The sequence below is a fragment of the Burkholderia diffusa genome (genome assembly GCF_902499115.1).
Lineage (GTDB): Bacteria > Pseudomonadota > Gammaproteobacteria > Burkholderiales > Burkholderiaceae > Burkholderia > Burkholderia diffusa.
On the sequence record NZ_CABVPN010000005.1, the window covers coordinates 159188 to 180882 of the forward strand.

Here is a 21695-nt window from a genome sequence, read left to right on the forward strand (position 1 = left end):
TCAATCGGCTGCCGACGCCGCGCGACGCGCACCGGATGCACCGCGATGCGCATCCGGCCTGACCAGCGTGGCGAGCAGCGCGGCCGCGACCAGCAGCCCGGCCGACACGCCGGTTTCGACATGCAGGCCCTCGACGGTCTGCCACGCGGCGCCGCTGCCCGCGACCGCGCCGAACGCGGCGACGCCCATCGCGCCGCCGGTCTGTCGCGCGGTGTTCAGCACCGCAGATGCGATACCCGCGCACTCATGCTCGACCGACGCGAGCACGGCCGTCGTCATCGCCGGCACCGCGAAGCCCATGCCGGTCGGAATCAGCAGGAACGGCACGAGCAGCAGCGGCAGCGGCGTCGACGCATCGATGAAATGCAGCGCGCCGTAGCCGAGCGCGGCAACCAGCGCGCCCGCGAGCATCGGCGCGCGCGGGCCGTGACGCGCGACCGCGCGGCCGCTCGCGAGGTTCGCCAGCAGGAAGCCGCCCGTGAGCGGCAGGAACGCGAGCCCCGCCTGCCACGCCGATTCGCCGCGCACGCGCTGCAGGTACAGCGCAAGCACGAACACGGTGCCGTAGTACGTGAGGTTCACGCAGATGCCGAACAGGACAGCCGCGCTGAACGTGCGGCGGCGGAACAGCGACAGCGGCAGCATCGGCATCGCGGTGTGCGACTCGACCGCGACGAACGCGAGCCCGGCCAGCGCCGCGAGCGCGAAGCCGCCGGCGACGACCGGATGCGTGAAGCCGAGCGGTTGCCATTCGATCACGGCGGCGGTCAGCGCGGTCAGCATCGCGATCGCGATGAGCTGACCGCGCAGGTCGAGTGCCCGCACGGCGCGCACGGGCGTCGTCGGTTGCTTCGATGTAGCGCCGATGTGACGCGCGGGCACCCATGCGAGCGTGGCCGCCAGCCCCGCCGCACACAGCGGCAGGTTCACGAGAAAGATGCCGCGCCAGCCCCATGCTGAGATCAGCAGGCCGCCCACGACCGGGCCGGCCGCGATCGAGATCGAGCCCGCGGCAGTCCACCAGCCGACGGCACGGGCGCGCAGAGGCGGATCATGCCGGCACGCATCGTTGAGCAGTGCGAGCGAATTCGGCAGCATCGCCGCGGCGCCGACGCCTTGCAGCGCGCGGGCCGCGATCAGCATCGCGGGCGCGATGGCGGCGCCGCACGCAAGCGACGCGAGTGCGAACAGCACGAGGCCGACGACGTACATGCGGCGCGCGCCGAAGCGGTCACCAAGTGCGCCGCCCGACAGCATCAGCACCGCGAACGCGAGCGTATACGCATCGACGACCCACTGCAGGCCGGCGACCGGCAGATGCAGATCGCCGGCCAGATGCGCGAGCGCGATGTTGACGATCGTTACGTCGAGTTGCGTGACGACGAAGCCGATGCTGACGGTCGCGACGATGCGGGCGAGCCCGGGCGGAAAGGCGGGGGAGCGCGTGGTCGTATCCATGCGCCCATCGTAGGACGCGACGGGCGGGCGACGTTTCAGGGAGGCGTGAAGCGTCGATACCGTCGCGATGTGGCCGGCTTGCCGGCCGCAGCGCGACAGGGGAACGGAGGCCGTGAGGCTAAGCGAGCCGTGACACGGCTTTCCGGCACGCCGGGCGACGCGCGTGAGCGCTCAGTGCCGCTCGCCGCGCCAGCGCCCCGGCGCGACGCCGAAGCGCTTCTTGAAAGCGTGCGTGAAGGTGCTCTGGTCGGCGAAGCCGACCATGCCGGCGATGTCGACGAGCGGATGGCGGCCGTCCGCCAGCAGCACGACGGCGGCGTCGAGCCGCAGCCGCTGCAGGTAGCGATGCGGGGTTTCGCCGAACGCGTCGACGAACAGTTGATGAAAGCGGCGCATTCCGTAACCACAGTGCGCGGCGAGATCGGCGATGCGCAGCGGTTCCGCGAGCCGCGCGCGCAGCCAGCGGTCGATGCGCGCGAAATCCAGGCCCGCCGCGGGCGCGGCGAGGCCGGCATCGTCGAGCAGCGCGTCGCACAGACGCGCGGCGGCCTGCCACTGGAAGCGATGCGCGCGCTGCGTGTCGCCGGCCGTCCCGTCGAACTGCGCGGCCGCCGCCGCGACCTGCGCGACGAGCGACGTGAGCGCCGGGTCGATCGACACGGCACGCGCGCTGCCGAACAGCCGCTGGGGCACCGCGAGCGACGCGGCGGGCAAGTCGAGCACGAGCTGGCGATTCTCGCCGAGGCCCGAGTAATCGTGGCGCGCGCCGGCCGGAATCAGCCACGCCGCGTGCCGGTCGATGCGCTGGCCGACGCCGTCCACCGCCATCACCATCGCGCCGTCGACGCCGATCACGACCTGATGAAAGTCGTGCACGTCGGATGCTTCGCACGTGTCGTAACGGCGCAGCGCGATGGCGGGAGACGGGATGCGTTCCATCGGAAGGACGTCGGCCGACGGCGTCGTCAGACGGCGAGCAGTTCGACTTCGAACACGAGCGTCGCGTTCGGGGGGATCACGCCGCCTGCGCCGCGCGGACCGTAGCCGAGTTGCGGCGGGATCGTCAGGCGACGCACGCCGCCGACCTTCATGCCCTGCACGCCTTCGTCCCAGCCCTTGATGACCATGCCGCCGCCGAGCACGAACGCGAACGGGTCGTTGCGGTCCTTGCTCGAATCGAATTTCTGACCGTCGGTCAGCCAGCCCGTGTAGTGGACGCTGACGGTCTGGCCGGCTTGCGCTTCCGCGCCGCTGCCTTCGGTCAGGTCTTCGATTTTGAGGCCCGATGCGGTCGTGGTGACAGACATGACTTCTCCTGAAAGGGGTTGGGTAAAACCGCTATTGTAGGCGAGCGGGCAGGGGGCCGCCTTACGCGACAAGCGCCCCGCGGCATGCCGATCGCGCGCCGGCCGCGGTGGTGGTCATGCATTCCGCCTGAAACGCGAATGGAACGCGCGTTTGAATTTTTCGCGAACCGGATCGACGGGGTTGCGCCGCGCGAACGGGGCGCGCGTATGAATCGGTGCCACCTGGCTGCTCGGCGTCACGTCGGGCGGCACCGCGTGATCCCGCGAAACGCCCGTCGCGCGGGGTGTGTGTGCCGATTTCGGCGCGTGCGTGCGCCGTCTGGCTGCCGGTCGCGTACCGGCGTGCGCGTTCGAATCCCGGCGCGCCCGAATGCCGCTCGAACCTCGTTTTTTCCGCGCTGCCGACCGTGCGCTGTTTGGAAGCGCGCGTCTACCGCGCGGCTTGCGCGCAGCGCCGGCCGGCGCCTATCTTTACAGTTATCGATGTCAAGATTTCGGCGTTGCGCGATGCGCTGCCCGGGCCCGCGCCGACAAGGCCGCGACGGCTGGCGGGCCGCCCGAAAACCAGGAGAACGACGAACATGAAGTCAGCCGCTTCAGCCATTGCAGCCGAGGTGATGCCAGTGCGCCGCGACTTGCGCTTCGACCTGCCGGTCGAGCGCGCGAAGGACTGGCATGGGCTCGGCCCGCACGTGACCCACTTCTTCAACGCGCTGTCGCTGCTGTTTCCGGCCGGCGAACGCTTTTTCATGGATTCGGTGCGCAATTATCGCGACCGGATCGACGACCCGGTGCTCAAGCGGCAGGTGCTCGGCTTCATCGGCCAGGAGGCGATGCATACGCGCGAGCATGTCGAATACAACGAGCTGATGCAGGCCAACCGCCTGCCCGCGCGCAAGCTCGACAAGCGAGTATGGACGGTGCTCGGCTTCATGAAGCGCACGCTGCCGCATTCGGTGCAGCTCGCGCACACGGTCGCCGCCGAACACTACACGGCGATGCTCGCGGACTGGCTCCTGCGCGACCCGACGCGCCTGGACGGCTCGGTCGAAGGCTACCGGCAGATGTGGCTGTGGCATGCGCTCGAGGAAACCGAGCACAAGGCCGTGTCCTACGACGTGTGGAACGCCGTGATGAAACCGGGCCTGCGCCGCTACCTGATCCGCGTCGGCGTGTACCTGGTGACGACGCTGACGTTCTGGCCGACCGTGTTCCTGATGCACGTGACGCTGCTGTCGCGCGATCGCGACATCAGGCATCGTGTGCGCGGCATGCTGCGCATGATTGCATTCCTGTACGGGCCGCGCCGCGGGCTGTTCCCGCGCATCGCGGGTGAATGGCTGAGCTTTTTCCGGCCCGGCTTCCATCCGTGGGACCACGACAATCGCCACCACCTCGCGCGCGTCGACACGCTCGCCGCCGCCTACGGAGAACACGACGGCGCGTCGGCCGGACGCGGCCGCGCTCACGCACTCGCGCCGCTCGCATCGGGGCGCTGACGCCGCCACGCCGCGCGGCACGTGTTGCGTTCGTGCATCATCCCCACTTCTTCTGACGATTGACCGGTGTCAAGCGGAAAACGGTTGCGCGAGCGCGTGCCGGCGCGGCCGCCGGGGCCGCGCCGGCGCCTGCCGCCGGGCCGATTCCACGCGCCCGGCGCCGCGCGCCGCACCCGCGCGCGCGCACCGGCGCGGCTTCGCGCGCCCGATATCCGTACGGCCATGTTTTCGCAGCCGCCTCGCCACCGGGATATCACCCATCTAGCCGCGCACCGGCGGCACCGATATACCGTTCATGAAAGGATCCGCCCGGCGCGCGATTATTGCCCGGGGGGATTTTATTCGGACGGAAATGCGGCCAATATGTCGGTTCGATCGAGGTCCTTCGGATGCGGCGGCGAGCCGGCGCACGATACCAACGCCAAGCGGGGAACAACGATGGTTGCAAGGTCACCCGACGCAAGCGGGACGGCGGCGTCCGAGATGCCGCCCGTGTCCGTTACCGCTCCCGAGGCTGGGCGCAAGCTGTTCGTCATCATGCGTTCGCCGGACGAGCCGTTGCTGGCGCAACTGCGGGAGCTCGGCTGGGACATCTCGGTCGCGAAGACGGCCGGCGCAGCGCAGAACATGACGTCCGGCGTGAATGTCGCAGCCGGGCTCGTCGATTTCTCGGGCTTCACGTCGCGCGACTATCCCGCGCTGAAAGCGTGCCTGAGCCAGCCGGCGATCGGCTGGATTTCCGTCGCGCAGGCCGGTGTCACGATCGGCGTTGCCGTGCGCGAACTCATCCGCAGCTATTGTTTCGATTACGTGACGCTGCCGTTGCCGTACGAATGGATTTCGCACGTGCTCGGCCACGCGCGCGGGATGGCCGCGCTCGATCGCGTCGACGGCGCGGCGTACGCGGCGTCGATCGGCGAGCACGGGATGATCGGCAACTGCGAAGCGATGCAGCAGCTGTTCAGCACGATCCGCAAGGTCGCGAAGACCGACGCGAGCGTGTTCATCTCCGGCGAGTCGGGTACCGGCAAGGAGCTGACGGCGCTCGCGATCCACGAGCGCTCGGTGCGTGGCAAGGGGCCGTTCGTCGCGATCAACTGCGGCGCGATTCCGCATCACCTGCTGCAGTCGGAACTGTTCGGCTACGAGCGCGGCGCATTCACCGGGGCGAACCAGCGGCGCGCAGGCCGGATCGAATCCGCGAACGGCGGCACGCTGTTTCTCGACGAAATCGGCGACATGCCGATCGAAAGCCAGGCGAGCCTGCTGCGCTTCCTGCAGGAAGGGAAGATCGAGCGGCTCGGCGGCCAGGAGTCGATTCCGGTCGACGTACGGATCATCTCGGCGACGCACGTGGATCTCGACGGCGCGGTCGAAGCCGGACGCTTTCGCGCGGACCTCTATCACCGGCTCTGCGTGCTGCGCATTCACGAGCCGCCGCTGCGTGCGCGCGGCAAGGACATCGACATCCTCGCGCATTACGTGCTGCAGAAATACAAGGCCGACAGCGGCCGCAAGATCAGCGGCTTCACCTCGGCCGCGCTCGACGCGATGCGCCGCTACGAGTGGCCCGGCAACGTGCGCGAGTTGATCAACCGGGTGCGCCGCGCGATCGTGATGGCCGAGAGCCGGCTGCTGACACCGCACGACCTCGGGCTCGAGGTCCCGGGCGAAACGGAGCCCGTGACGCTCGAGCAGGCGCGTTCGCTCGCCGAGCGCACCGCGATCGAAAACGCGCTGCTGCGCAACGATCACCGGATCAACAAGGCCGCCGCCGAACTCGGCATCTCGCGCGTCACGCTTTACCGGATGATGATCGAGCACGGGCTCAACGACCACGACAACAACGGCGGAAAGGACGGCGTGCCGCCCGACGACGCCGACCATCAGCGAGTCGGCTGAACGACGGCGGGAAGCGTCCGCGGCCGTCCCGTGCGCGGGCGTCCGGCGCCATGTAAAGAGCGTGAAACGTTTCCTGCCGGCGGCCACCCGGATCGACCCGGCAAACGTGCGCGGCGGCGTGCCGCCCGTGCCGGGAAAATATTCCGGATCGTCCGTGCGCCTTGTCCGGCAAGGCATCGCCGCCACACGGGCGCGCCCGCCCGCGCCCTGCATGTTTCAGTTTCGCAACGTCCTGCCTGTCCCGCCCGTTGCGGCTGCGGGCTTGTCCGATGAAAGCCTTGTGCGGCCGGCCCGGAACGAAGCTGGCCCGCTCCTTGCGGAGTTTGAGGTGCGAAAGTCGATGACGTGGCGTCCGGCCGGTCCGGCAGCGAACCATGCGAGGACCGGCAAGGACGCAGTCCACGGGGATGACCGGACGGACGGGCAGCATAGCCCTGCTCCGAACGGCATGGGCCGTTATCGACGGATCGTCGGGGCGCCGGCTGTGTCCGGTTGCCGGTACAAGCTACGGATCGAATACGGGGTAGAAAAATGACGAACGATCGCCACACGCAGCGGCCGGCAGGCCGCGACCGCAGTGATTCGACCCATCGCCGGTCGACCGCGCATCTTGCTGCCGGCCGGCATGCGTCGACAGGCCACCTCTCCGCGCCCGGTGCGAGGCGGATCCGGCTGATACCCGGTCATCCGCGCCGGGCCGGCGCTTTCTCGCTCGCCAACCCGATCCGCATGGGGATGTGCACGCGGGCACCGGTTCCCCGGCGCCCGATCTTCGCTTATTGACGACGTCGAGCGCCTGTTGTCGCCAGAGCAGGTGATCCGTTTGCAATGCGAATGACGTGCGGCGTCCGGATGCGCGATACGGACGATGAACCGGCACGACGGCGAACGTCAGGGAGGCGTCGCCGTCCGGCGAGCAGGGGAGGGGCGGTCAGACCGCGCGCGACGGGTATCGCACCCGTCCGCGCGCGGCGCCGCTTCAGCCGCCGTAGATGTCGAAGTCGAAGTACTTCGACGCGAGCCGCTTGTACGTGCCGTCCTTGACCATGTCGAGGATCGCGCGATCGATCTTCGCCTTCAGGTCGGTGTCTTCCTTGCGCAGCCCGATGCCGGCGCCGATGCCGAGCACCTTCTCGTCGACGAGTTCGGGCCCGACGAACTGGTAGCCCGCGCCGCGCGGCGACTTCAGGAACCCGATCGCGGCCTGCACCTCGTCCTGCAGCGCGGCGTCGAGGCGGCCCGACGTCAGGTCCGCATACACGCCGTCCTGGTTCTGGTACGACACGACGTTCGCACCCTGCTTCGCCCAGTACGCCTTCGCATACGCTTCCTGCGTCGTGCCCTGTTCGACGCCGATCGACTTGCCCTTCAGCGATTCGGCCGTCGGCAGCAGCGGCGAACCCTTCTTCACGACGAGCCGCGTCGGCTGGTTGTAGATCTTCGTCGTGAAGCCGATCTGTTCCGCGCGCTGCGGCGTGATCGACATCGACGACAGCACCGCGTCGAACTTCTTCGCCTTCAGCGCCGGGATCATCCCGTCGAAATCGTTCTCGAGCCACACGCACTTCGCCTTCAGCCGTGCGCAGATCTCGTTGCCGAGGTCGATGTCGAAGCCGACGAGCTTGCCGTCGGGCGCCTTCGATTCGAACGGCGCGTAGCTGGCATCGGTGCCGAAGCGCAGCGTGGTCCAGTCCTTCGCGACGGCGGGGCCTGCCGATACCGCGAGCAGGGCGATCGAAACGGCGGCAATCAGTCTCTTCATGGTGGTTCCTTGGCGTGGTCTATCCGGTTCTGGGCGACACGGTTGCTGCGGGGGACGCGCCGCGTCCCGGTGCGCTGTCCGCACGGTCATTAACGCAGAAAATAAAATAACAGTCCAGAATGGACAAAAAATATCGATCCTTCGGACGGAATGCCGACGCCTTGGGGGGCGACCCTTGCAAAAATGCGAAAATGGACTAATCTTGTTAGTAAATTCGTTTCGAGACTAACGATCATGTCACAGCCCGCTTTCGATTCGCATTCCGCCCCGCGGCAGGCCTCGGTCGCGCGGATGTCGGCGGCCGGCCTGCGTGCGTTCTTCAACATCGCGCGCGACTGGGAGCTGACGATCGACGAACAGATCGTGCTACTCGGGTCGCCCGGCCGCTCGACGTTCTTCAAGTGGAAGGCCGCGCCTGAATCGGCCCGCCTGCCGCGCGATACGCTCGAGCGGCTATCGCTGCTGCTCGGCATCTACAAGGCGCTGCAGATCCTGCTGCCGCAGCCGGCCGCGGCCGACACCTGGGTCAAGCGGCCCAACGACGCCGCACCGTTCGGCGGCAAGCGCGCGCTCGACCGCATGCTCGCCGGCAACGTCGGCGACCTGGTTGCCGTCCGTCAATATCTCGACGCGATGCGGGGTGGCTGGGCGTGACGATGCCGATTGAAGAAGTACAACACTGGCCCACGACCGTCGTCGACTGGGCACCTGCCTATCGCGTGATTCCCACCCGTTTTCCGGCCATCAACCTGTTCGACCGCGTGGCGGCCGCCGAGGATTTCGACGCGCTCTATGCGCTCGAATCGCTGACCAACGACCGCATTCGCAACGAAGTCGGCACGCTCGACCTCGTGCCGCCGGCCGAGCGTCGCTACGGCCCGGGTTGGGGGCCGATCATGGCCGCGTTCACGCACCTGAATCCGCAGGGCAGCCGCTTTTCCGACGGCAGCTACGGCGTGTTCTACTGCGGACGGTCGCGCGATACGGCGATCGCCGAGACGCGCTATCACAGCGGGCTGTTCCTGGCCGCGACGAAGGAGGCGCCGATGCGCCAGCAGATGCGGCTGTACACGGTGTACGCGCAGGGCGACGTCGCCGACGTGCGCACGTGGCCGCAGCGCAGCCCGGGGCTGCTCGATCCGCTCGACTACAGCGCCGGGCAGGCGCTCGGCCGCGCGGTGCGCAATGCGGGCGGCGCGGGGATCGTCTATCCGTCGGTGCGCGACCCGCGCGGCGAGTGTCTCGCGGCGTTCCGCACGACGTTGCTGCGCGACTGCCATCACGCGGCGTATCTCGAATACAACTGGAACGGTTCCGCGATCGATGCGGTGTTCGAACTGAACCAGGTCGGCTAGCCAGCGCGTTGGGCATGCCATGAACGCTGCCGGCCCCAAGCCCCGTCATTGGCGTGATCAGGCTTTAAGGCAGCGGCAGGTCGCCCGCATGACGTGCGCGCGCGTCGGCCTGGGTGAGCGACCACGTGTCGCCCGTGCGCGGCTCGACGATCGTCAGGCGTCCGGACGGTGCGAACGCGCCGGTGTCGATGAACCATTGCGCGCCGATGCGCTGCGGCGCGCGCACGGGCGTGTGGCCGGTGCAGGTCAGCGACAGGCCGGCCTGCCGGGCCGGGTCGGCGAGCCCCTGCACGAGGTCGCGCCCCCAGATCAGCCGCTCGCGCACGTCCGGCGAATAGCTGCCCGTGTCGAGTTCGGCATCCGAACCGAAGAATTCCGCATGCAGCACGTTGAAGCGCGCGGGGCCGTCGCCGATCACGCGCACGAGCGGTAGCGCGTCGACGCGTGCCGCATGCGCGTGCAGCCGTTCCGGCGGAAGATCGGCGCCCCAGTCGCCGCCGATTCCGCGCCACGCGTCGGGCGACAGCTTGCCGCGCGACACGAGGCTCAGCACTTCTTCGTGATTGCCGCGCACCACGTGGCACCACGGGCGGTCCAGCAGCTCGAGCGCGGTTTCGGACGCGGGGCCGCGATCGACGAGATCGCCGACCGAGAACAGCCGGTCGCGAGCCGGGTCGAAGCCGATGTCGTGCAGCAGCGCGCGCAGCACATCCACGCAACCGTGCAGATCGCCGACGACGAAGTCGCGGCCGGCCGCGTTCGCGGGATGATGGCAGAGGACGGGAGTCATCCCGATATCTTAGGCGCTCACGCCCATCGCGACGTCATGCAGGAATCGCGATAATCGGGGCGGTACCGCCCGGCACGGCGCAGCGGGCCGTTCGCACGCCGGCTGAACCCTTTCCATCCGCTTTCGGAATCGTACGATGACGCTTTATCCGCAGGTGTTACGCAATCGGCCGCGCATGGTCGCGGCCTTCGCCGCCGGCGTGCTGTGCGCGGTGCTGCTGCCGTGGCAGTTGAGGCCGACCGCGCGCGCGCTGATCGGCTGGGATTGCACGATCTGGCTGTATCTCGTGCTGATGTGGGTGCGCATGGTCACCGCGCATCATCACCAGGTGCGCGAGATCGCGATCCGCGAGGACGAGAGCGCGACGACCGTGCTGACGGTCATCTGCATCGCGACGGTCGCGAGCGTCGCCGCGATCGCGATCGAACTCGCGACCGCGAAGAACGTGGGCTTTCGCGCCGGGCTCGGCCATTACGCGGTCACGGGCGCGACGCTGTTCGGCGCATGGTTCCTGATTCCGACGATCTTCACGTTGCACTATGCGCGGCTCTATTACGGCTCGCCGAGCGGCGATCGCGCGCTGCGGTTCCCCGACCGCAACCCCGAGCCCGATTACTGGGATTTCCTGTATTTCGCGTTTACGCTCGCGGTCGCGTCGCAGACGGCCGACGTGTCGCTCGCGAACCGTTCCGCTCGGCGCGCGGTGCTCGCGCAATCCATCTTGTCGTTCTACTTCAACATGGCCGTGCTCGGGCTGTCGATCAACGTCGCGGCAGGGTTGTTGAGCTGACGCGGGTGACTTGAGCCGTTCGTACGCACTGCCACGCTCGAGCGTGCGGCGGTCGGCGGGCCGCGCGAGGATCGCTTCGAGAAAGCACCGATTGCCGTGTGCGTGCCGCCTCGTGCCGCCTCGTGCCTTTTCTCGTGGTCACGCGCCGCGCCGCATCGCGATCCACGCCCCCCAGAACAGGCTCGAGAAAAAGCGCAGCGGCGCATCGAAGCCCGCATCGTGCAGCAACGCGAACACGGCTTCCTCGGCAGCCGGCGGATCGGCGCCCTGCAGGATTTTCGCCAGCTGTGCACGCACGGCGTCGGGCGTCACGCCCTTCATCCGCCAGCGCTGCTGCCACGCGTCGAGCAGGCGAGGGTGGTCCGCGTAGCGGCGATAGTTGCCCGCGATCACGAGCGGTGCGCCGGGCTTCAGGCGGCGCGCGATCGCATCCAGCAGCGCGGCCTTCGCCGCGTCGCCGGGGACGTGATGCAGCACGCCGATCAGCGTCGCGCCGTCGAAGGCCGGCGCATCGGGCAGCGCATCGACGCCGGCCTCGACGAATTGCGTGCGTGCGGCGAAACCCGCCGCTTCGACGTTGGCACGCGCGAGCGCGAGCATCGGCGCGGACGGATCGACGGCCGTGAACTGCCAGCCGGGTTCCAGGGCCGCGGGTACGCAGATTTCCTGCCCGGTGCCGCCTGCTCCCACGACGAGGAGCCGCGCCTGCGGCACACCGATCGCCGACGCGAGCATGCACGCGGCGAGCTCGTGGCACGCGTCGTAGCCGGCGAGCGCGATGCGGGATTGTTCGGCGTATTCGTGCGCGCGTGCCGGATCGAACTTCGCGGCGCTGGCGGGGAGCGACATGGCGGATTCCTCGGGTTCGGGCGCGGACGGGGTGCCCACGCGCATCGCACGGAGCGTAAGCGCGGGTCGGACGCGCAACAAGGCGAGCGGACATTCCGGTATGCGGACTACCCGAATCGGCGCGCCACATGCGCAACCATTGACGGGGTCGATTCGCATTAAAAAATGTGAGGAGTCGATGCATCGCGGCCGTGAAACCGGCGCATACTTTTCTTCCCCCCTGCCTGGCCATCGCATGCCGGGCCCCGATGCGCCGCGTCGACCGCGCGGCCATGCCGCTCGGCACGCACGAGGAGCGCATGATGTCAGATTGTCCGCACGATCCGTATGCGCAGCACTACATTCACTGCCTGCCGTCCGGCGCGCAGCCCTGCGGCGCGCTCGGCACGTCGCCGCGCACGCATTTCCGCGTATGGGCACCGGGCAGCACGCATGTTCAGCTCGAACTCGATACCGGTATGGGCCCGACGCTCGTCCCGATGACGGCGGCCGGTCCGCACTGGTTCGAGGCGTTCGTCGAATGCGGTGCGGGCGCGCGTTACCGTTATCGGCTCGACGACGTCACGTCGATTCCGGATCCCGCATCGCGTTCGCAACCCGACGGGCTCAACGGCCCGAGCGAGGTCGTCGATCCGCGCGCATTCACGTGGCACAACACGTTCTGGCGCGGACGTCCGTGGGAGGGCATTGCGCTGTACGCGATTCGTCCGCACGCGGTCGGCGGCTTCGACAGCGTGCGCCGCCGGTTGCCTCAGCTTGCCCGTCTCGGCGTGACCGCGCTGGAGTTGCTCGCGTCGCCGCACGACAGCCTGCCATTCGCGCCGCTCGCGGCGGAGGGCGGCCCCGACGCACTGAAGGCGCTGATCGACGATGCGCACGGCTACGGTCTCGCGGTGCTGCTGGAGCTCGATTACGCGCGCTTCGGCAGCGGCACCGACGCGCTGCGTCATTACGCGGCACCGTTCTTTCATACGCGCGACGATCCGCTGCAGGTGCCGCCGCTCGCGCTCGACCATCCGGAGGTTTGCGACTTCTTCTGCGACAACGCGCTGTACTGGATCGACGAATACCGTTGCGACGGCTTGCGGCTGCGCGAGGCCGACCGGATCGGCACGTCGTGGCTGCGGGAGATCGCCGATCGCGTGCGCGCGGCCGTGCCGGCCGACCGAATGATCCACCTCGTGCTCGGCAGCGAGCGTCATCCGGTGCATCTGGCCGATACGCATTTCGATGCGCAGTTGAACGGTTGCGGAGAACGTGCGCTGCATCGGCTGACGGGGCGCGACGTGTCGGTGCACGAAGGGATTTCGCCGAACCAGTCGATCCACACGCTTGCTCGCGCGCTGACCGCGGCAGGCGCGGCATTCCAGCCGGCCACGGCGGGCGACGGTCCAGGCGCCGAAGGGTTGTCGCTCACGTCGCTGGTGCTGTCCGACGGCGCATGGCGCGAAAGCGAGCATGGTGACCACGAGCAAACTCCCGACCTCGCGGCGCTTGCGCTATCGCTGCTCACGCCGCAGATCCCGCTGATCTTCGACGAAACCGCGCGCGATGTCGATCGTGCGCATTTCGTGCAGTCGGCGCTCGCGGTGCGCGCGAAGCTGATTGCGCCGCGGCTGTCCGATTGCCGGCCGCAGGACGCGCATGCGCTGAAGGCGAGCGGTGACGGGGACGCCGATGCGCTGCTTGCATCATGGCGGCTCGCCGATGACGAGACGCTGACCATCGCATTGAACCTGTCACCCGACGCGGTGCCGTTCGAGGCGCCGAGCGGGCAGGTCGTGTTCGAGACGCCGGCACGCGCACGCGACCGGGTCGATGAAGGGGAGTTGCCGCCGTATTCGCTCGTCGCATGGCTGACGGGCGACGTCAACCGGTACGCGCTGACGCACGACGTGCGCCGGATCGACGGCAGCGCACGGCACGCAATGCGTCCCGTTCCGGGCGCATGATGCCTGCGGCCGGCCGGATGCTGGCGCACCCGGCCGCACTTACCAGAAGCTGCGAATGCCCGCGACGCCGTACGCGCCGTGGCGGCGCGCTTCGTCGAGATGCGCGCGTGTCATGCCGCCGAGCGCATAGACCGGCATCGTGGCCTGCGCGGCCAACGCGGCGAATCGCGTCCAGCCGAGCGTCGGCGCCCCAGGATGGCTGAGTGTCGGCAATACGGGCGACAGCGTGACGAAATCCACGCCCGCGCGCGCGGCCAGCACGAGATCGTCGGCCCCGTGGCATGCGGCCGACATGAGGCGCGCGGCCGGCAGCGGCCGTTGCGCGACCGCGCGCAGCGCGGCGCCGTCGAGGTGCCAGCCCGCGCCGTCGAGCTGCATCACGCCCGCCACATCGATCGGCCCGTTGAGCATCAGTTGCGCGTCGGCCGCGTCGCAGCGCGCGAGCGCATCGGCGGCCAGCCGCGCGAACGCGTCTGCATCGAACGACTTCACGCGCAACTGCACGAGCGTCCCGCCGCGCGCCAGCACGGCCGACAGCCTGTCGAGGAATGCGTGGCAATCGGCGGCCGACGCGGACGCCGGCTCCGGCGTGATCACGTAGCAGCGCGGCAACGTCGGACTCATCGCGCGCGGCGAGCGGCGGCCGTCATTCGTCCGCCTCCTTCGCGATCTTCGGGTAGACGCGCACCAGCACGATGCGCGGCCCGTTCATCTTCTTCACGACGACGTCGAAGCGATCGAACGACACGCGCTGCCCTTCGGTCGGCAAATCGTTGAGCGCCTGGATTACGAGGCCGCCGACCGATTCCGCGCGCCCTTCGTCGATGTCGATGCCGAGCGCCTGCTCGAGCGACACGACGGGCAGGCTACCCTTGCCCATCAGCGTGCCGTCGTCGAGGCGGCTCCAGTCCGCATCGCCCTGGCGGAACTCGTCGTGGATCTGGCCGACCAGCGCGCCGAGCAGGTTGTCGAGCGTCAGGAAGCCGATCGGCTTCTCGCCCTTGTTGCCGACCAGCGCGAAGTGCGGCGCGCCCTTGCGGAAGCGGCGGAACAGGTCGAGTGCCGGCGTGTCGGGCTTCACGTACTGCACAGGGCGCACGTAGTCGGACAGGTCCTCGAGCGCAGCCCCGGCATGACGCGCGAGCAGCAGGTCCTTCAGGTGGATCAGCCCGCTCACCTCTTCGCGCGACGCATCCTCGAACAGCGGATAGCGGCTGAAGCGATGCCGCGCGACGATCTCCATGTTGTCGGGCAGCGGCAGGTCGCGGCGCAGGCCGATCATTTCATGGGCCGGCCGCATCAGGTCCGATACCGTCATCGACGAGAAATCGAGCGAATGCGCGAGCGTGTTCCACTCGTCGTTGGAGTACGTGCCGCGGGCCGGCTGAGCCGCGTTGCCCGCGCTGCGGCGGCTGCGCAGGATCAGCTTCAGCTCGTCGGTCGAGTAGTGCGCATCGCCGCCGTGGTCGGCCGACAGCCCCGCGAGCTTCAGCACCGCATTCGCGCTGCTGTTGAGCACCCAGATCGCCGGATACATCGCCCAGTAGAACGCGTAGAGCGGCAGCGCGACCCACAGGCCGACCTTTTCCGACTGGCGGATCGCCATCGATTTCGGGGCGAGCTCGCCAACCACGATGTGCAGGAACGAGATCAGCGAAAACGCGAACACGAGCGAGATCAGGTGGACGATGCGTTCGGACTGCACGCCGATCAGGTCGAGCAGCGGGCCGATCAGTTCCGCAAACGCCGGCTCGCCGACCCAGCCGAGGCCGAGCGACGCGAGCGTGATGCCGAGCTGGCAGGCGGACAGATAGGCGTCGAGCCGGCCGTGCACGATGGCGAGGATGCGCCCGCGCAGGCCGTGCTTGCGGGCAAGTGTCTTGACGCGCGTCGCGCGCAGTTTGACGAGGCCGAATTCGGCTGCGACGAAAAACCCGTTCAGGGCCACCAGGAACAACGCGCCGATGAGCGCGAAGATCTGTAACAAAGAATCGCTCCAGTCATGAAAGGCCCATCAGTATAGGGCCTGAAAGTGAAGTGTAATGAGTCGGGCTGCCGATCGCTTACACCTGCGCCTCGCAGGGGACGCAGAGCGAGAGGGTGGCGGCGGAGTTGTCGGCGAACGGGGTGTGGGTGAAGGTGCCGCCGTGCGCGAGGGCGACACGCTGGCACAGCGCGAGCGTCCCGGCGACGCGCTTCGCGTCGCGCGCGCGCAGCATCTCGTGGCGGGCGAACGGTTCGAATGCGTGCGGCAGCGCGGGATCGACGAGGGCGTCGGCGTTCACGTCGCAGGTGACGTGCGCGACGCACAGCGCGCCGTCGCGCGTGCATGTGAGGGTCACGCGACTACCGGCGGCGCTGGCTTCGACGGCCGTCGTCAGCATCGTCCAGAACGCCTGCGCGATGCGTTCGCGATCGGCGGTCAGCGACGGTTCGCCGTCGGGCAGCGTCGCGTCGATGGTCACCCGCCGCGCGTCGGCGAGCGCGAAGCGCACCAGCGCAAGCGTGTCGTCGAGCAGCGGGCGCAGCGCGAACGGCTGCACGGCGATCGCGAGTGTGCGCGTTGCGGCGCGCGGCGCGTCGAGCACGTCGTCGATCAGCGCGACCTGCTGGTCGATCCCTGCGCGGATGCCAGCGAGCGCGCGTTGCAGGTTCGGGTCGGCACCGGCGAGCTGGCGCTCGAGCACGTACGCCCAGCTGTGCATCGCGTTCAGCGGGCTGCGCAGGTCGTGCGATGCGGTGGACAGCGCCTGGTCGCGCAGGAACAGCGCCGCCTCGGCGGCATAGTGCGCTGCGCGTTCGCGCAGGAGGTCGGCGGCGGGATCGACGGAATTGGACGTCACGGAGCTGGCCTGTCGGAAGCGGTTGGCATGAAAAACACGCGAACCGCCATTATAGGGACCGCGCGTGTCACGCCGGCAGCGCGTCCTCGTCCTTTTTCCGGGCGTCGCCGTTCGGCAGCAGCTGGCAGGCGAGCAGGCCGGCCAGCATGAGCGCGCAGCCGACCAGCGCGCGCAGCGTCAGCGTCTCGCCGAGCGCGGCCCAGCCCGCGATGGCCGCGAACACGCCTTCCATGCTGAAGATCACGGCCGCGTGCGCGGGCGCCGCATCGCGCTGCGCGACGACCTGAAGCGTATAGCCGACGCCGACCGACAGCAGCCCGCCGTACAGCAGCGTCGGCAGCGCGCTGCGCAGCATCGCGACGCTGACCGGCTCGATCACGAGGCCGGCCGCGAGGCACAGCGCGCCGCACGCGACGAACTGCAGGAACGCGAGCACGAGCGGATCGTGCCGCTTCGCGAAATGGCCGACGGCCATCACGTGCGCGGCGATGATCACGGCGCCCGCGAGCTGGAACCAGTCGCCGTAGAGCACCGAGAAATGCTCGTCGATGCTGAGGAAGTACAGGCCGATCGCCGCGAGCAGCGCGCCGAACCACGTGCCGGCGCCGATCCGGTGGCGCGCGAACACGCCCATCAGCGGCACGATCACGACGTACAGCGAGCTGATGAAGCCCGCGTTCGCGACCCGTGTGTACTGCAGGCCGAACTGCTGCAGCGAGATCGATACGGCGAGCAGCCCGCCGAGCGCGAGGCCCGGCGCGAGCAGCGCCGGCTCGCGCCGAATCGCCGCGAGCTGCGCGCGCGAGCCCGCGTTGAACGTCAGCAGCGGGATCAACACCAGTGCGCCGAGCAGGAAGCGCAGCCCCGTGAACAGAAACGGCCCGATCACGTCGAGGCTCAGCCGTTGCGCGACGAACGCCGAGCCCCAGATCGCGGCGGCGGCGAGCATCAGCAGGTTGGCACGGAGGTGCTTGCGGGCTTCGGGCTTCATCGGAATTCTTCGGAATTCTTCGGAATATTGCGAACGGCGGAACCGATCAGTTTACGCCGAGATTGCAAGACTGTCGGAAAACCTTCGGAGTGCGGCCGCCGCGCGGGCGTCGCGCACGCGCGAATACAGCACGACCTGCGAGTGCGGCAGCGGTGGCAAGCCGAATTTCGCGCCGACGTCGACCAGCGTGCGCGGGGCGACGCGCCGCGCCAGCGGACAGACCGCGAGCCCGGCTGCGGCGGCCGCCGTGACCGCTGCGACGCCGCCGCCCGTAAAGCGCTCGCGCCACGGCCGTCCGGCATGCTCGAGCGCGCGCAGCGCGGCGGCCCGCACGCCGCACGGCCCGGCCAGCACCGCGAGCGGCAGCGGCTCGCCGGCGCGCGGCGTCCAGTCGGGCGCGGCGAGCCACGCGAGCGGTTCGGTGAACAGCAGCGTGCCGTCGTCGCGCGGAGGATCCTCGCCTGGTTCGTGCCGCACGATCGCCGCGTCGAGTCGCCTTTCGTCGTATTGCACGATCAGGCTCGCCGACGTGCCCAGGTGCATTTCCAGCGACAGCCCGGGATCCTGCCGGTGCAGGCTCGTCAGCACGGCCGGCAGGTCCGGCACCGCAACGTGCTCGCTGACGCCGAGCGACAGGCGGTGCGTTCCGGCCGAAATCGCGCCGAGCGCCTGATCGTGCGCGTCGAGCAGCACGCGGGCGGCCGGCAGGAAGTTCTCGCCGTCAGCGGCCAGCTTGACGACACGCGGCGTGCGCGCGAGCAGCGGCTTGCCGAGGTGCGCTTCGAGCCGTTTCAGCTTCAGGCTGACGGCCGATTGCGTGGTGCCGAGCGCGTCGGCGGCACGCGTGAAGCTCGCGAGATCGGCGACCAGCACGAACGCGCGCACCGCATCGAGGTCGAGGACTTTCATTTCGAACGTAAATGGATGAAATATTGATTGATGACTGTTCATTATAGTCACGCGCGCCTAACCTGACGTGGCGTTTCCATTTTTCAACGTCACCGAAAGGAGCAGGATCATGCCGTTCACCCGTATCGCAGTGCGCGAAGGCAAACCGGCCGCCTACCGTGCGGCGCTCGTCGACGGCGTGCATCGCGCGCTGATGCACACGTTCAACGTGCCCGAGGACGACATCTTCATGGTCGTGACCGAGCATTCGGCCGAGAACTTTGTATTCGGCCGCCACTACCTCGACATCGAACGCAGCGGCGATCTCGTGATGATCCAGATCACGGCGAACAACACGCGCACGCTCGAGCAGAAGCAGGCGCTGTACCGGACCATCGCCGAAAACCTCGCGCGGCAGCCCGGCGTGCGGCCGCAGGACGTATTCATCAGTCTCGTCGAAGTGCTGAAGGAGGACTGGTCGTTCGGCAACGGCATCGCGCAATACGTCGTCTGATACGTCGTTTGATGCGCGACAGGCGCGACAGGGCCAGGTCGTCTCCCGCGCGATTTTGCGGCGTGTACTATGGAAGCTGCTTCACGGGCGACGCCGGCGCGGACGATGCGCCGGCGATTCTTCATGTGCAGGAGCCTCCATGTCGCGTGTGCTGGAAATCGTGTTGTGCCTGTCGCTGGAAGGTTGGCCGGTCAAGACGGGAAGCCGGGCCCGTGGCGAGCAGCGCGACTTCGGTGCCGAACTCGTCCGTGCGTGGCGGATCTGCCCGCAGGTGCGGATGCGGCGCGGCCAGGAGCGCGTGACGATCGAGCCGTGCCAGGTCGAGGAAGCCGAGACGAACCCCGGCGAGTGCTGGTGGACGTGGATCGAGTCGAACGCGCAGGGGCGGCGGGTCGTCGCGTCGCGCACGAAGGCATTCGCGCCCGGTGTCGTGGCGCGTGAGTTGTTCGATGCCGAGCATGCGGGCATCGTCGTGGCCACGCCGGTGTCGGTGCCGATCGCCGATTCGGAATCCGCGGAGGCCACGGACGAGGGCGACCGCGTGACGGCCGGCGCCGTCGACGAAGCGGCGGTTGCCGCATCGTCGGCACCGGCACCGCCGCGGCTCGTCAGCGAGCGGCGGCGCGGGCGCTGGGCGGACGACAGCGGCGTGGTGGTCGAGATGACGCTCGACGACATCACCCTGCACGGCGGCACCGAGCCGCCGCGCCGCCATGTCGAGCTGCGCCTCGCGGCACCCGACTGGGAAACCGCCGCCGCACGCATGGCCGCGCTGCGCGCGCTGTTTGCCGCCGCGCGCGAGCTCAGCGGCGCATGGCCCGCGTTCGTGCAACTGACCAGCGTGATCGATCGCGCGTGCGCGGGCGAGCCTGCCGTCGCCGGGCCGGTCAAGGCGCAACTCGTCGACCTGACCGGCATCCGCTCGCAGCGGGCAGCGCTGTTCGCGCTGTCGGGTGACATCGCCGCGCAATGGCTCGGCAACGAGGGCGGTGTGCTCGACCGCGACGATCCCGAATTCGTGCACCAGATGCGCGTCGCGCTGCGGCGGCTGCGTACGCTGATGCGCTTCTTCCCGCGTTTCGCGGACGATCAATGGCAGAACACGTTCGGCGTCGACTTGAGCTGGCTTGCGGCGTTGCTCGGCACGGTGCGCGACTGGGACGTGTTCTCGACCGAGAGCCTGCCCGCGCTGATCGCGGCCGACGGCGGCAGCGCGGACTGGGACGGCACGCTCGACGCCGCGCGCGTACAGGCGATGGCCGCGCGCGTCGAACTGCGCCAGGCGCTGCATTCGGCGCGCTATGCGCGACTGACGCTCGGGTGGCTCGAGTGGCTGAGCGGGCTTGCGCTACCGCCGACCGATGCCGACGACGATGCACCGTCGCTGCGGCGTCACGCAACCAAGCGCGTGCGGCGGCTGTTCGGTCACCTGTATGCATCGCCGTCGCTCACGTCGCTCGACACGGCCGCGCGGCACCAGGTGCGGATCGACACGAAGCGGCTGCGCTACGCGCTCGAATTCTTCGCGTCGCTGGCATCGCGCCGCACGCGCAACGAAACGGTCAAGACGCTCGCGCGCGTGCAGAGCGTGCTTGGCGAGGCGAACGACACGATCGTCGCGCTGCATCATCTCGAGCAACTGGCGGCGCCCGCTTACCAGCTGGGTTTCGTGCGCGGCTACGGCGCCGCGCTCGAGCAACGCGCGGCGAGGGACGCCGAGACGCTGCTCGCGAGCCTGCGCCCGCCGAAGCTGGATGGCAAGCCGCGTTGAGCGGCGCGCGCTCACTATAATGGCCCCCCGTTTTCTTCAGACAGACCGATGAGCGACGCGTCGCCTCTTTCCTCTTCTGCCGGACCGCTCGAGCTGGGCGGCGAACTGTGGCTGCGCGCGGGCGAGCAGACGCTCGGCGGCGCCACCCGCATCGCGCTGCTCGCGGCGATCGGCGACACCGGGTCGATCACGCGCGCGGCGAAGGCCGTCGGCCTCAGCTACAAGGCCGCGTGGGATGCGATCGATACGATGAACAACCTGGCCGGCGAGCCGCTCGTGACGCGCTCGACGGGCGGCAAGGGCGGCGGCGGCACGACGCTGACGCCGCGCGCAACGTCGCTGATCGCCGCGTTCCGCACGATCGAGCGCGAGCATCGCCGCTTCATCGACGCCGCGAGCGCGGCGGTGTCCGGTTTCGACGTCGACTGGGCACTGATCGGCCGGATCGGGATGAAGACGAGCGCGCGCAACCAGTTGTTCGGCAAGGTCGAGTCGATCGTGCGCGGCACGGTGAACGACGAGGTGACGCTCGTGCTGCCCGGCGGGCAGGTGATCGTCGCGGTGCTGACGCACGAAAGTGCCGATGCGCTCGGCCTGCGGCCGGGCGCGGATGCGTGCGCGCTCGTGAAGGCGTCGTGGGTCGTGCTGGCCGTCGACGACGAAGGCGGAGCCGAAGCGTCTCTGAAGGTATCCGCACGCAACCAGTTGCACGGGACGGTCGAAACCGTCGCGGCGGGCGCGGTGAACAGCGAGGTGACGCTGGCGCTCGACGGCGGCGGGACGCTCACGGCCGTGGTCACGAACGACAGCGTCGGGGCGCTGCAACTCGACGCCGGCCGGTGTGCGATCGCGCTGTTCAAGGCATCGAGCGTGATTCTCGCGGTGACGGGCTGATTGCGCGCGGCGGCGGTGTGGGCCGTTTCCGGCGATGACCGTGGGCAGGCGAGGCGAAACCGGCGCCGCCCAACGTACGCGAGGCGCCGGCTTCGATCCCGTTTTCAGCTTGCGCCGCCAGTGCGGCTTC

General features: G+C 69.0%; 21 protein-coding genes. 10 read left to right on the forward strand and 11 right to left on the reverse strand.

All coding sequences use genetic code 11. From position 1 onward, the window contains the following. The 3 genes from BTE28158_RS07035 to BTE28158_RS07045 form a co-directional block, all read right to left on the reverse strand. A complete protein-coding gene (locus tag BTE28158_RS07035) occupies positions 1 to 1458 on the reverse strand; it encodes an MFS transporter (RefSeq protein WP_151048589.1) in 1458 nt (485 codons plus the stop codon). 171 nt (positions 1459 to 1629) lie between these two features. After that, entirely contained in the window at positions 1630 to 2397 is a 768-nt protein-coding gene (locus tag BTE28158_RS07040; RefSeq protein ID WP_059601655.1) for an AraC family transcriptional regulator, read from the reverse strand. Between the two features lie 26 nt (positions 2398 to 2423). Beyond that, positions 2424 to 2765, reverse strand: coding sequence for an FKBP-type peptidyl-prolyl cis-trans isomerase (locus BTE28158_RS07045; RefSeq protein ID WP_059601657.1), 342 nt, complete (start codon positions 2763 to 2765; stop codon positions 2424 to 2426). Between the two features lie 581 nt (positions 2766 to 3346). Here BTE28158_RS07045 and BTE28158_RS07050 point away from each other — a divergent pair. The 3 genes from BTE28158_RS07050 to BTE28158_RS07060 all read left to right on the forward strand — a co-directional run bounded on the left by BTE28158_RS07050 (position 3347) and on the right by BTE28158_RS07060 (position 6701). Further along, positions 3347 to 4264, forward strand: a complete 918-nt coding sequence (locus BTE28158_RS07050) for a metal-dependent hydrolase (RefSeq protein WP_151052612.1) — start codon at positions 3347 to 3349, stop codon at positions 4262 to 4264. Positions 4265 to 4702: 438 nt separating this feature from the next. Then, entirely contained in the window at positions 4703 to 6166 is a 1464-nt protein-coding gene (locus BTE28158_RS07055) for a sigma-54 dependent transcriptional regulator (RefSeq protein WP_124901314.1), read from the forward strand. Between the two features lie 61 nt (positions 6167 to 6227). Next, positions 6228 to 6701, forward strand: coding sequence for a hypothetical protein (locus BTE28158_RS07060; protein ID WP_151051384.1), 474 nt, complete (start codon positions 6228 to 6230; stop codon positions 6699 to 6701). A 444-nt stretch (positions 6702 to 7145) separates the two neighbouring features. Here the strand turns inward: BTE28158_RS07060 and BTE28158_RS07065 are convergent, their stop codons facing one another. After that, a complete protein-coding gene (locus tag BTE28158_RS07065; protein ID WP_059466532.1) occupies positions 7146 to 7928 on the reverse strand; it encodes an ABC transporter substrate-binding protein in 783 nt (260 codons plus the stop codon). Between the two features lie 234 nt (positions 7929 to 8162). Here BTE28158_RS07065 and BTE28158_RS07070 point away from each other — a divergent pair, with 234 nt between their 5' ends. Both BTE28158_RS07070 and BTE28158_RS07075 read left to right on the forward strand, forming a co-directional pair. Beyond that, positions 8163 to 8582: an MbcA/ParS/Xre antitoxin family protein gene (locus BTE28158_RS07070; protein ID WP_059601665.1), complete on the forward strand. Its 420-nt coding sequence runs from the start codon at positions 8163 to 8165 to the stop codon at positions 8580 to 8582. A gap of 2 nt (positions 8583 to 8584) precedes the next feature. Further along, on the forward strand, positions 8585 to 9283 hold the full coding sequence (locus BTE28158_RS07075) for an RES family NAD+ phosphorylase (protein ID WP_151051382.1): 699 nt from the start codon (positions 8585 to 8587) through the stop codon (positions 9281 to 9283). Between the two features lie 64 nt (positions 9284 to 9347). On the opposite strand, the gene BTE28158_RS07080 is transcribed toward BTE28158_RS07075, so the two are convergent. Further along, positions 9348 to 10073, reverse strand: a complete 726-nt coding sequence (locus BTE28158_RS07080) for a metallophosphoesterase (protein WP_151051380.1) — start codon at positions 10071 to 10073, stop codon at positions 9348 to 9350. A gap of 136 nt (positions 10074 to 10209) precedes the next feature. On the opposite strand from BTE28158_RS07080, the gene BTE28158_RS07085 reads away from it, so the two are divergent. Continuing rightward, positions 10210 to 10863 carry a DUF1345 domain-containing protein gene (locus BTE28158_RS07085; RefSeq protein WP_059601672.1) on the forward strand — a complete coding sequence of 218 codons (654 nt, stop codon included), beginning with the start codon at positions 10210 to 10212 and terminating at the stop codon, positions 10861 to 10863. A gap of 138 nt (positions 10864 to 11001) precedes the next feature. Here BTE28158_RS07085 and BTE28158_RS07090 read toward each other — a convergent pair whose 3' ends face one another. Next, positions 11002 to 11712: a class I SAM-dependent methyltransferase gene (locus BTE28158_RS07090; protein WP_151051378.1), complete on the reverse strand. Its 711-nt coding sequence runs from the start codon at positions 11710 to 11712 to the stop codon at positions 11002 to 11004. A gap of 302 nt (positions 11713 to 12014) precedes the next feature. On the opposite strand from BTE28158_RS07090, the gene BTE28158_RS07095 reads away from it, so the two are divergent. Beyond that, on the forward strand, positions 12015 to 13664 hold the full coding sequence (locus BTE28158_RS07095; protein WP_151051386.1) for a DUF3459 domain-containing protein: 1650 nt from the start codon (positions 12015 to 12017) through the stop codon (positions 13662 to 13664). A gap of 39 nt (positions 13665 to 13703) precedes the next feature. On the opposite strand, the gene BTE28158_RS07100 is transcribed toward BTE28158_RS07095, so the two are convergent. The 5 genes from BTE28158_RS07100 to BTE28158_RS07120 all read right to left on the reverse strand — a co-directional run bounded on the left by BTE28158_RS07100 (position 13704) and on the right by BTE28158_RS07120 (position 18407). Further along, positions 13704 to 14288, reverse strand: a complete 585-nt coding sequence (locus BTE28158_RS07100) for a thiamine phosphate synthase (RefSeq protein ID WP_151051376.1) — start codon at positions 14286 to 14288, stop codon at positions 13704 to 13706. Between the two features lie 22 nt (positions 14289 to 14310). Then, the gene (locus BTE28158_RS07105) at positions 14311 to 15651 is read right to left on the reverse strand and encodes a hemolysin family protein (RefSeq protein WP_059601678.1); all 1341 of its coding nucleotides are present in this window, start codon (positions 15649 to 15651) and stop codon (positions 14311 to 14313) included. Between the two features lie 76 nt (positions 15652 to 15727). Next, complete coding sequence (locus tag BTE28158_RS07110) at positions 15728 to 16507, reverse strand: sensor histidine kinase (protein WP_151051374.1); 780 nt, start codon at positions 16505 to 16507, stop codon at positions 15728 to 15730. 67 nt (positions 16508 to 16574) lie between these two features. After that, the gene (locus BTE28158_RS07115) at positions 16575 to 17498 is read right to left on the reverse strand and encodes a DMT family transporter (RefSeq protein ID WP_059601682.1); all 924 of its coding nucleotides are present in this window, start codon (positions 17496 to 17498) and stop codon (positions 16575 to 16577) included. A gap of 51 nt (positions 17499 to 17549) precedes the next feature. Continuing rightward, on the reverse strand, positions 17550 to 18407 hold the full coding sequence (locus BTE28158_RS07120; RefSeq protein ID WP_174919759.1) for a LysR family transcriptional regulator: 858 nt from the start codon (positions 18405 to 18407) through the stop codon (positions 17550 to 17552). A gap of 109 nt (positions 18408 to 18516) precedes the next feature. On the opposite strand from BTE28158_RS07120, the gene BTE28158_RS07125 reads away from it, so the two are divergent. The 3 genes from BTE28158_RS07125 to BTE28158_RS07135 all read left to right on the forward strand — a co-directional run bounded on the left by BTE28158_RS07125 (position 18517) and on the right by BTE28158_RS07135 (position 21565). Continuing rightward, a complete protein-coding gene (locus BTE28158_RS07125; protein WP_151048564.1) occupies positions 18517 to 18900 on the forward strand; it encodes a tautomerase family protein in 384 nt (127 codons plus the stop codon). Between the two features lie 139 nt (positions 18901 to 19039). Further along, entirely contained in the window at positions 19040 to 20671 is a 1632-nt protein-coding gene (locus tag BTE28158_RS07130; RefSeq protein ID WP_151048563.1) for a CHAD domain-containing protein, read from the forward strand. 48 nt (positions 20672 to 20719) lie between these two features. Then, positions 20720 to 21565: a TOBE domain-containing protein gene (locus tag BTE28158_RS07135; protein WP_151048562.1), complete on the forward strand. Its 846-nt coding sequence runs from the start codon at positions 20720 to 20722 to the stop codon at positions 21563 to 21565. Positions 21566 to 21695 lie beyond the last annotated feature (130 nt).

Bases quoted from the DNA above. Each gene is read 5' to 3' on its own strand.
- BTE28158_RS07100 (WP_151051376.1), bottom strand. From the start codon at position 14,288: ATGAGTCCGACGTTGCCGCGCTGCTACGTGATCACGCCGGAGCCGGCG.
- BTE28158_RS07080 (WP_151051380.1), bottom strand. From the start codon at position 10,073: ATGACTCCCGTCCTCTGCCATCATCCCGCGAACGCGGCCGGCCGCGAC.
- BTE28158_RS07095 (WP_151051386.1), top strand. From the start codon at position 12,015: ATGTCAGATTGTCCGCACGATCCGTATGCGCAGCACTACATTCACTGC.
- BTE28158_RS07085 (WP_059601672.1), top strand. From the start codon at position 10,210: ATGACGCTTTATCCGCAGGTGTTACGCAATCGGCCGCGCATGGTCGCG.
- BTE28158_RS07070 (WP_059601665.1), top strand. From the start codon at position 8,163: ATGTCACAGCCCGCTTTCGATTCGCATTCCGCCCCGCGGCAGGCCTCG.
- BTE28158_RS07065 (WP_059466532.1), bottom strand. From the start codon at position 7,928: ATGAAGAGACTGATTGCCGCCGTTTCGATCGCCCTGCTCGCGGTATCG.
- BTE28158_RS07045 (WP_059601657.1), bottom strand. From the start codon at position 2,765: ATGTCTGTCACCACGACCGCATCGGGCCTCAAAATCGAAGACCTGACC.
- BTE28158_RS07120 (WP_174919759.1), bottom strand. From the start codon at position 18,407: ATGAAAGTCCTCGACCTCGATGCGGTGCGCGCGTTCGTGCTGGTCGCC.
- BTE28158_RS07050 (WP_151052612.1), top strand. From the start codon at position 3,347: ATGAAGTCAGCCGCTTCAGCCATTGCAGCCGAGGTGATGCCAGTGCGC.
- BTE28158_RS07040 (WP_059601655.1), bottom strand. From the start codon at position 2,397: ATGGAACGCATCCCGTCTCCCGCCATCGCGCTGCGCCGTTACGACACG.
- BTE28158_RS07075 (WP_151051382.1), top strand. From the start codon at position 8,585: ATGCCGATTGAAGAAGTACAACACTGGCCCACGACCGTCGTCGACTGG.
- BTE28158_RS07125 (WP_151048564.1), top strand. From the start codon at position 18,517: ATGCCGTTCACCCGTATCGCAGTGCGCGAAGGCAAACCGGCCGCCTAC.
- BTE28158_RS07135 (WP_151048562.1), top strand. From the start codon at position 20,720: ATGAGCGACGCGTCGCCTCTTTCCTCTTCTGCCGGACCGCTCGAGCTG.
- BTE28158_RS07090 (WP_151051378.1), bottom strand. From the start codon at position 11,712: ATGTCGCTCCCCGCCAGCGCCGCGAAGTTCGATCCGGCACGCGCGCAC.
- BTE28158_RS07115 (WP_059601682.1), bottom strand. From the start codon at position 17,498: ATGAAGCCCGAAGCCCGCAAGCACCTCCGTGCCAACCTGCTGATGCTC.
- BTE28158_RS07035 (WP_151048589.1), bottom strand. From the start codon at position 1,458: ATGGATACGACCACGCGCTCCCCCGCCTTTCCGCCCGGGCTCGCCCGC.
- BTE28158_RS07055 (WP_124901314.1), top strand. From the start codon at position 4,703: ATGGTTGCAAGGTCACCCGACGCAAGCGGGACGGCGGCGTCCGAGATG.
- BTE28158_RS07130 (WP_151048563.1), top strand. From the start codon at position 19,040: ATGTCGCGTGTGCTGGAAATCGTGTTGTGCCTGTCGCTGGAAGGTTGG.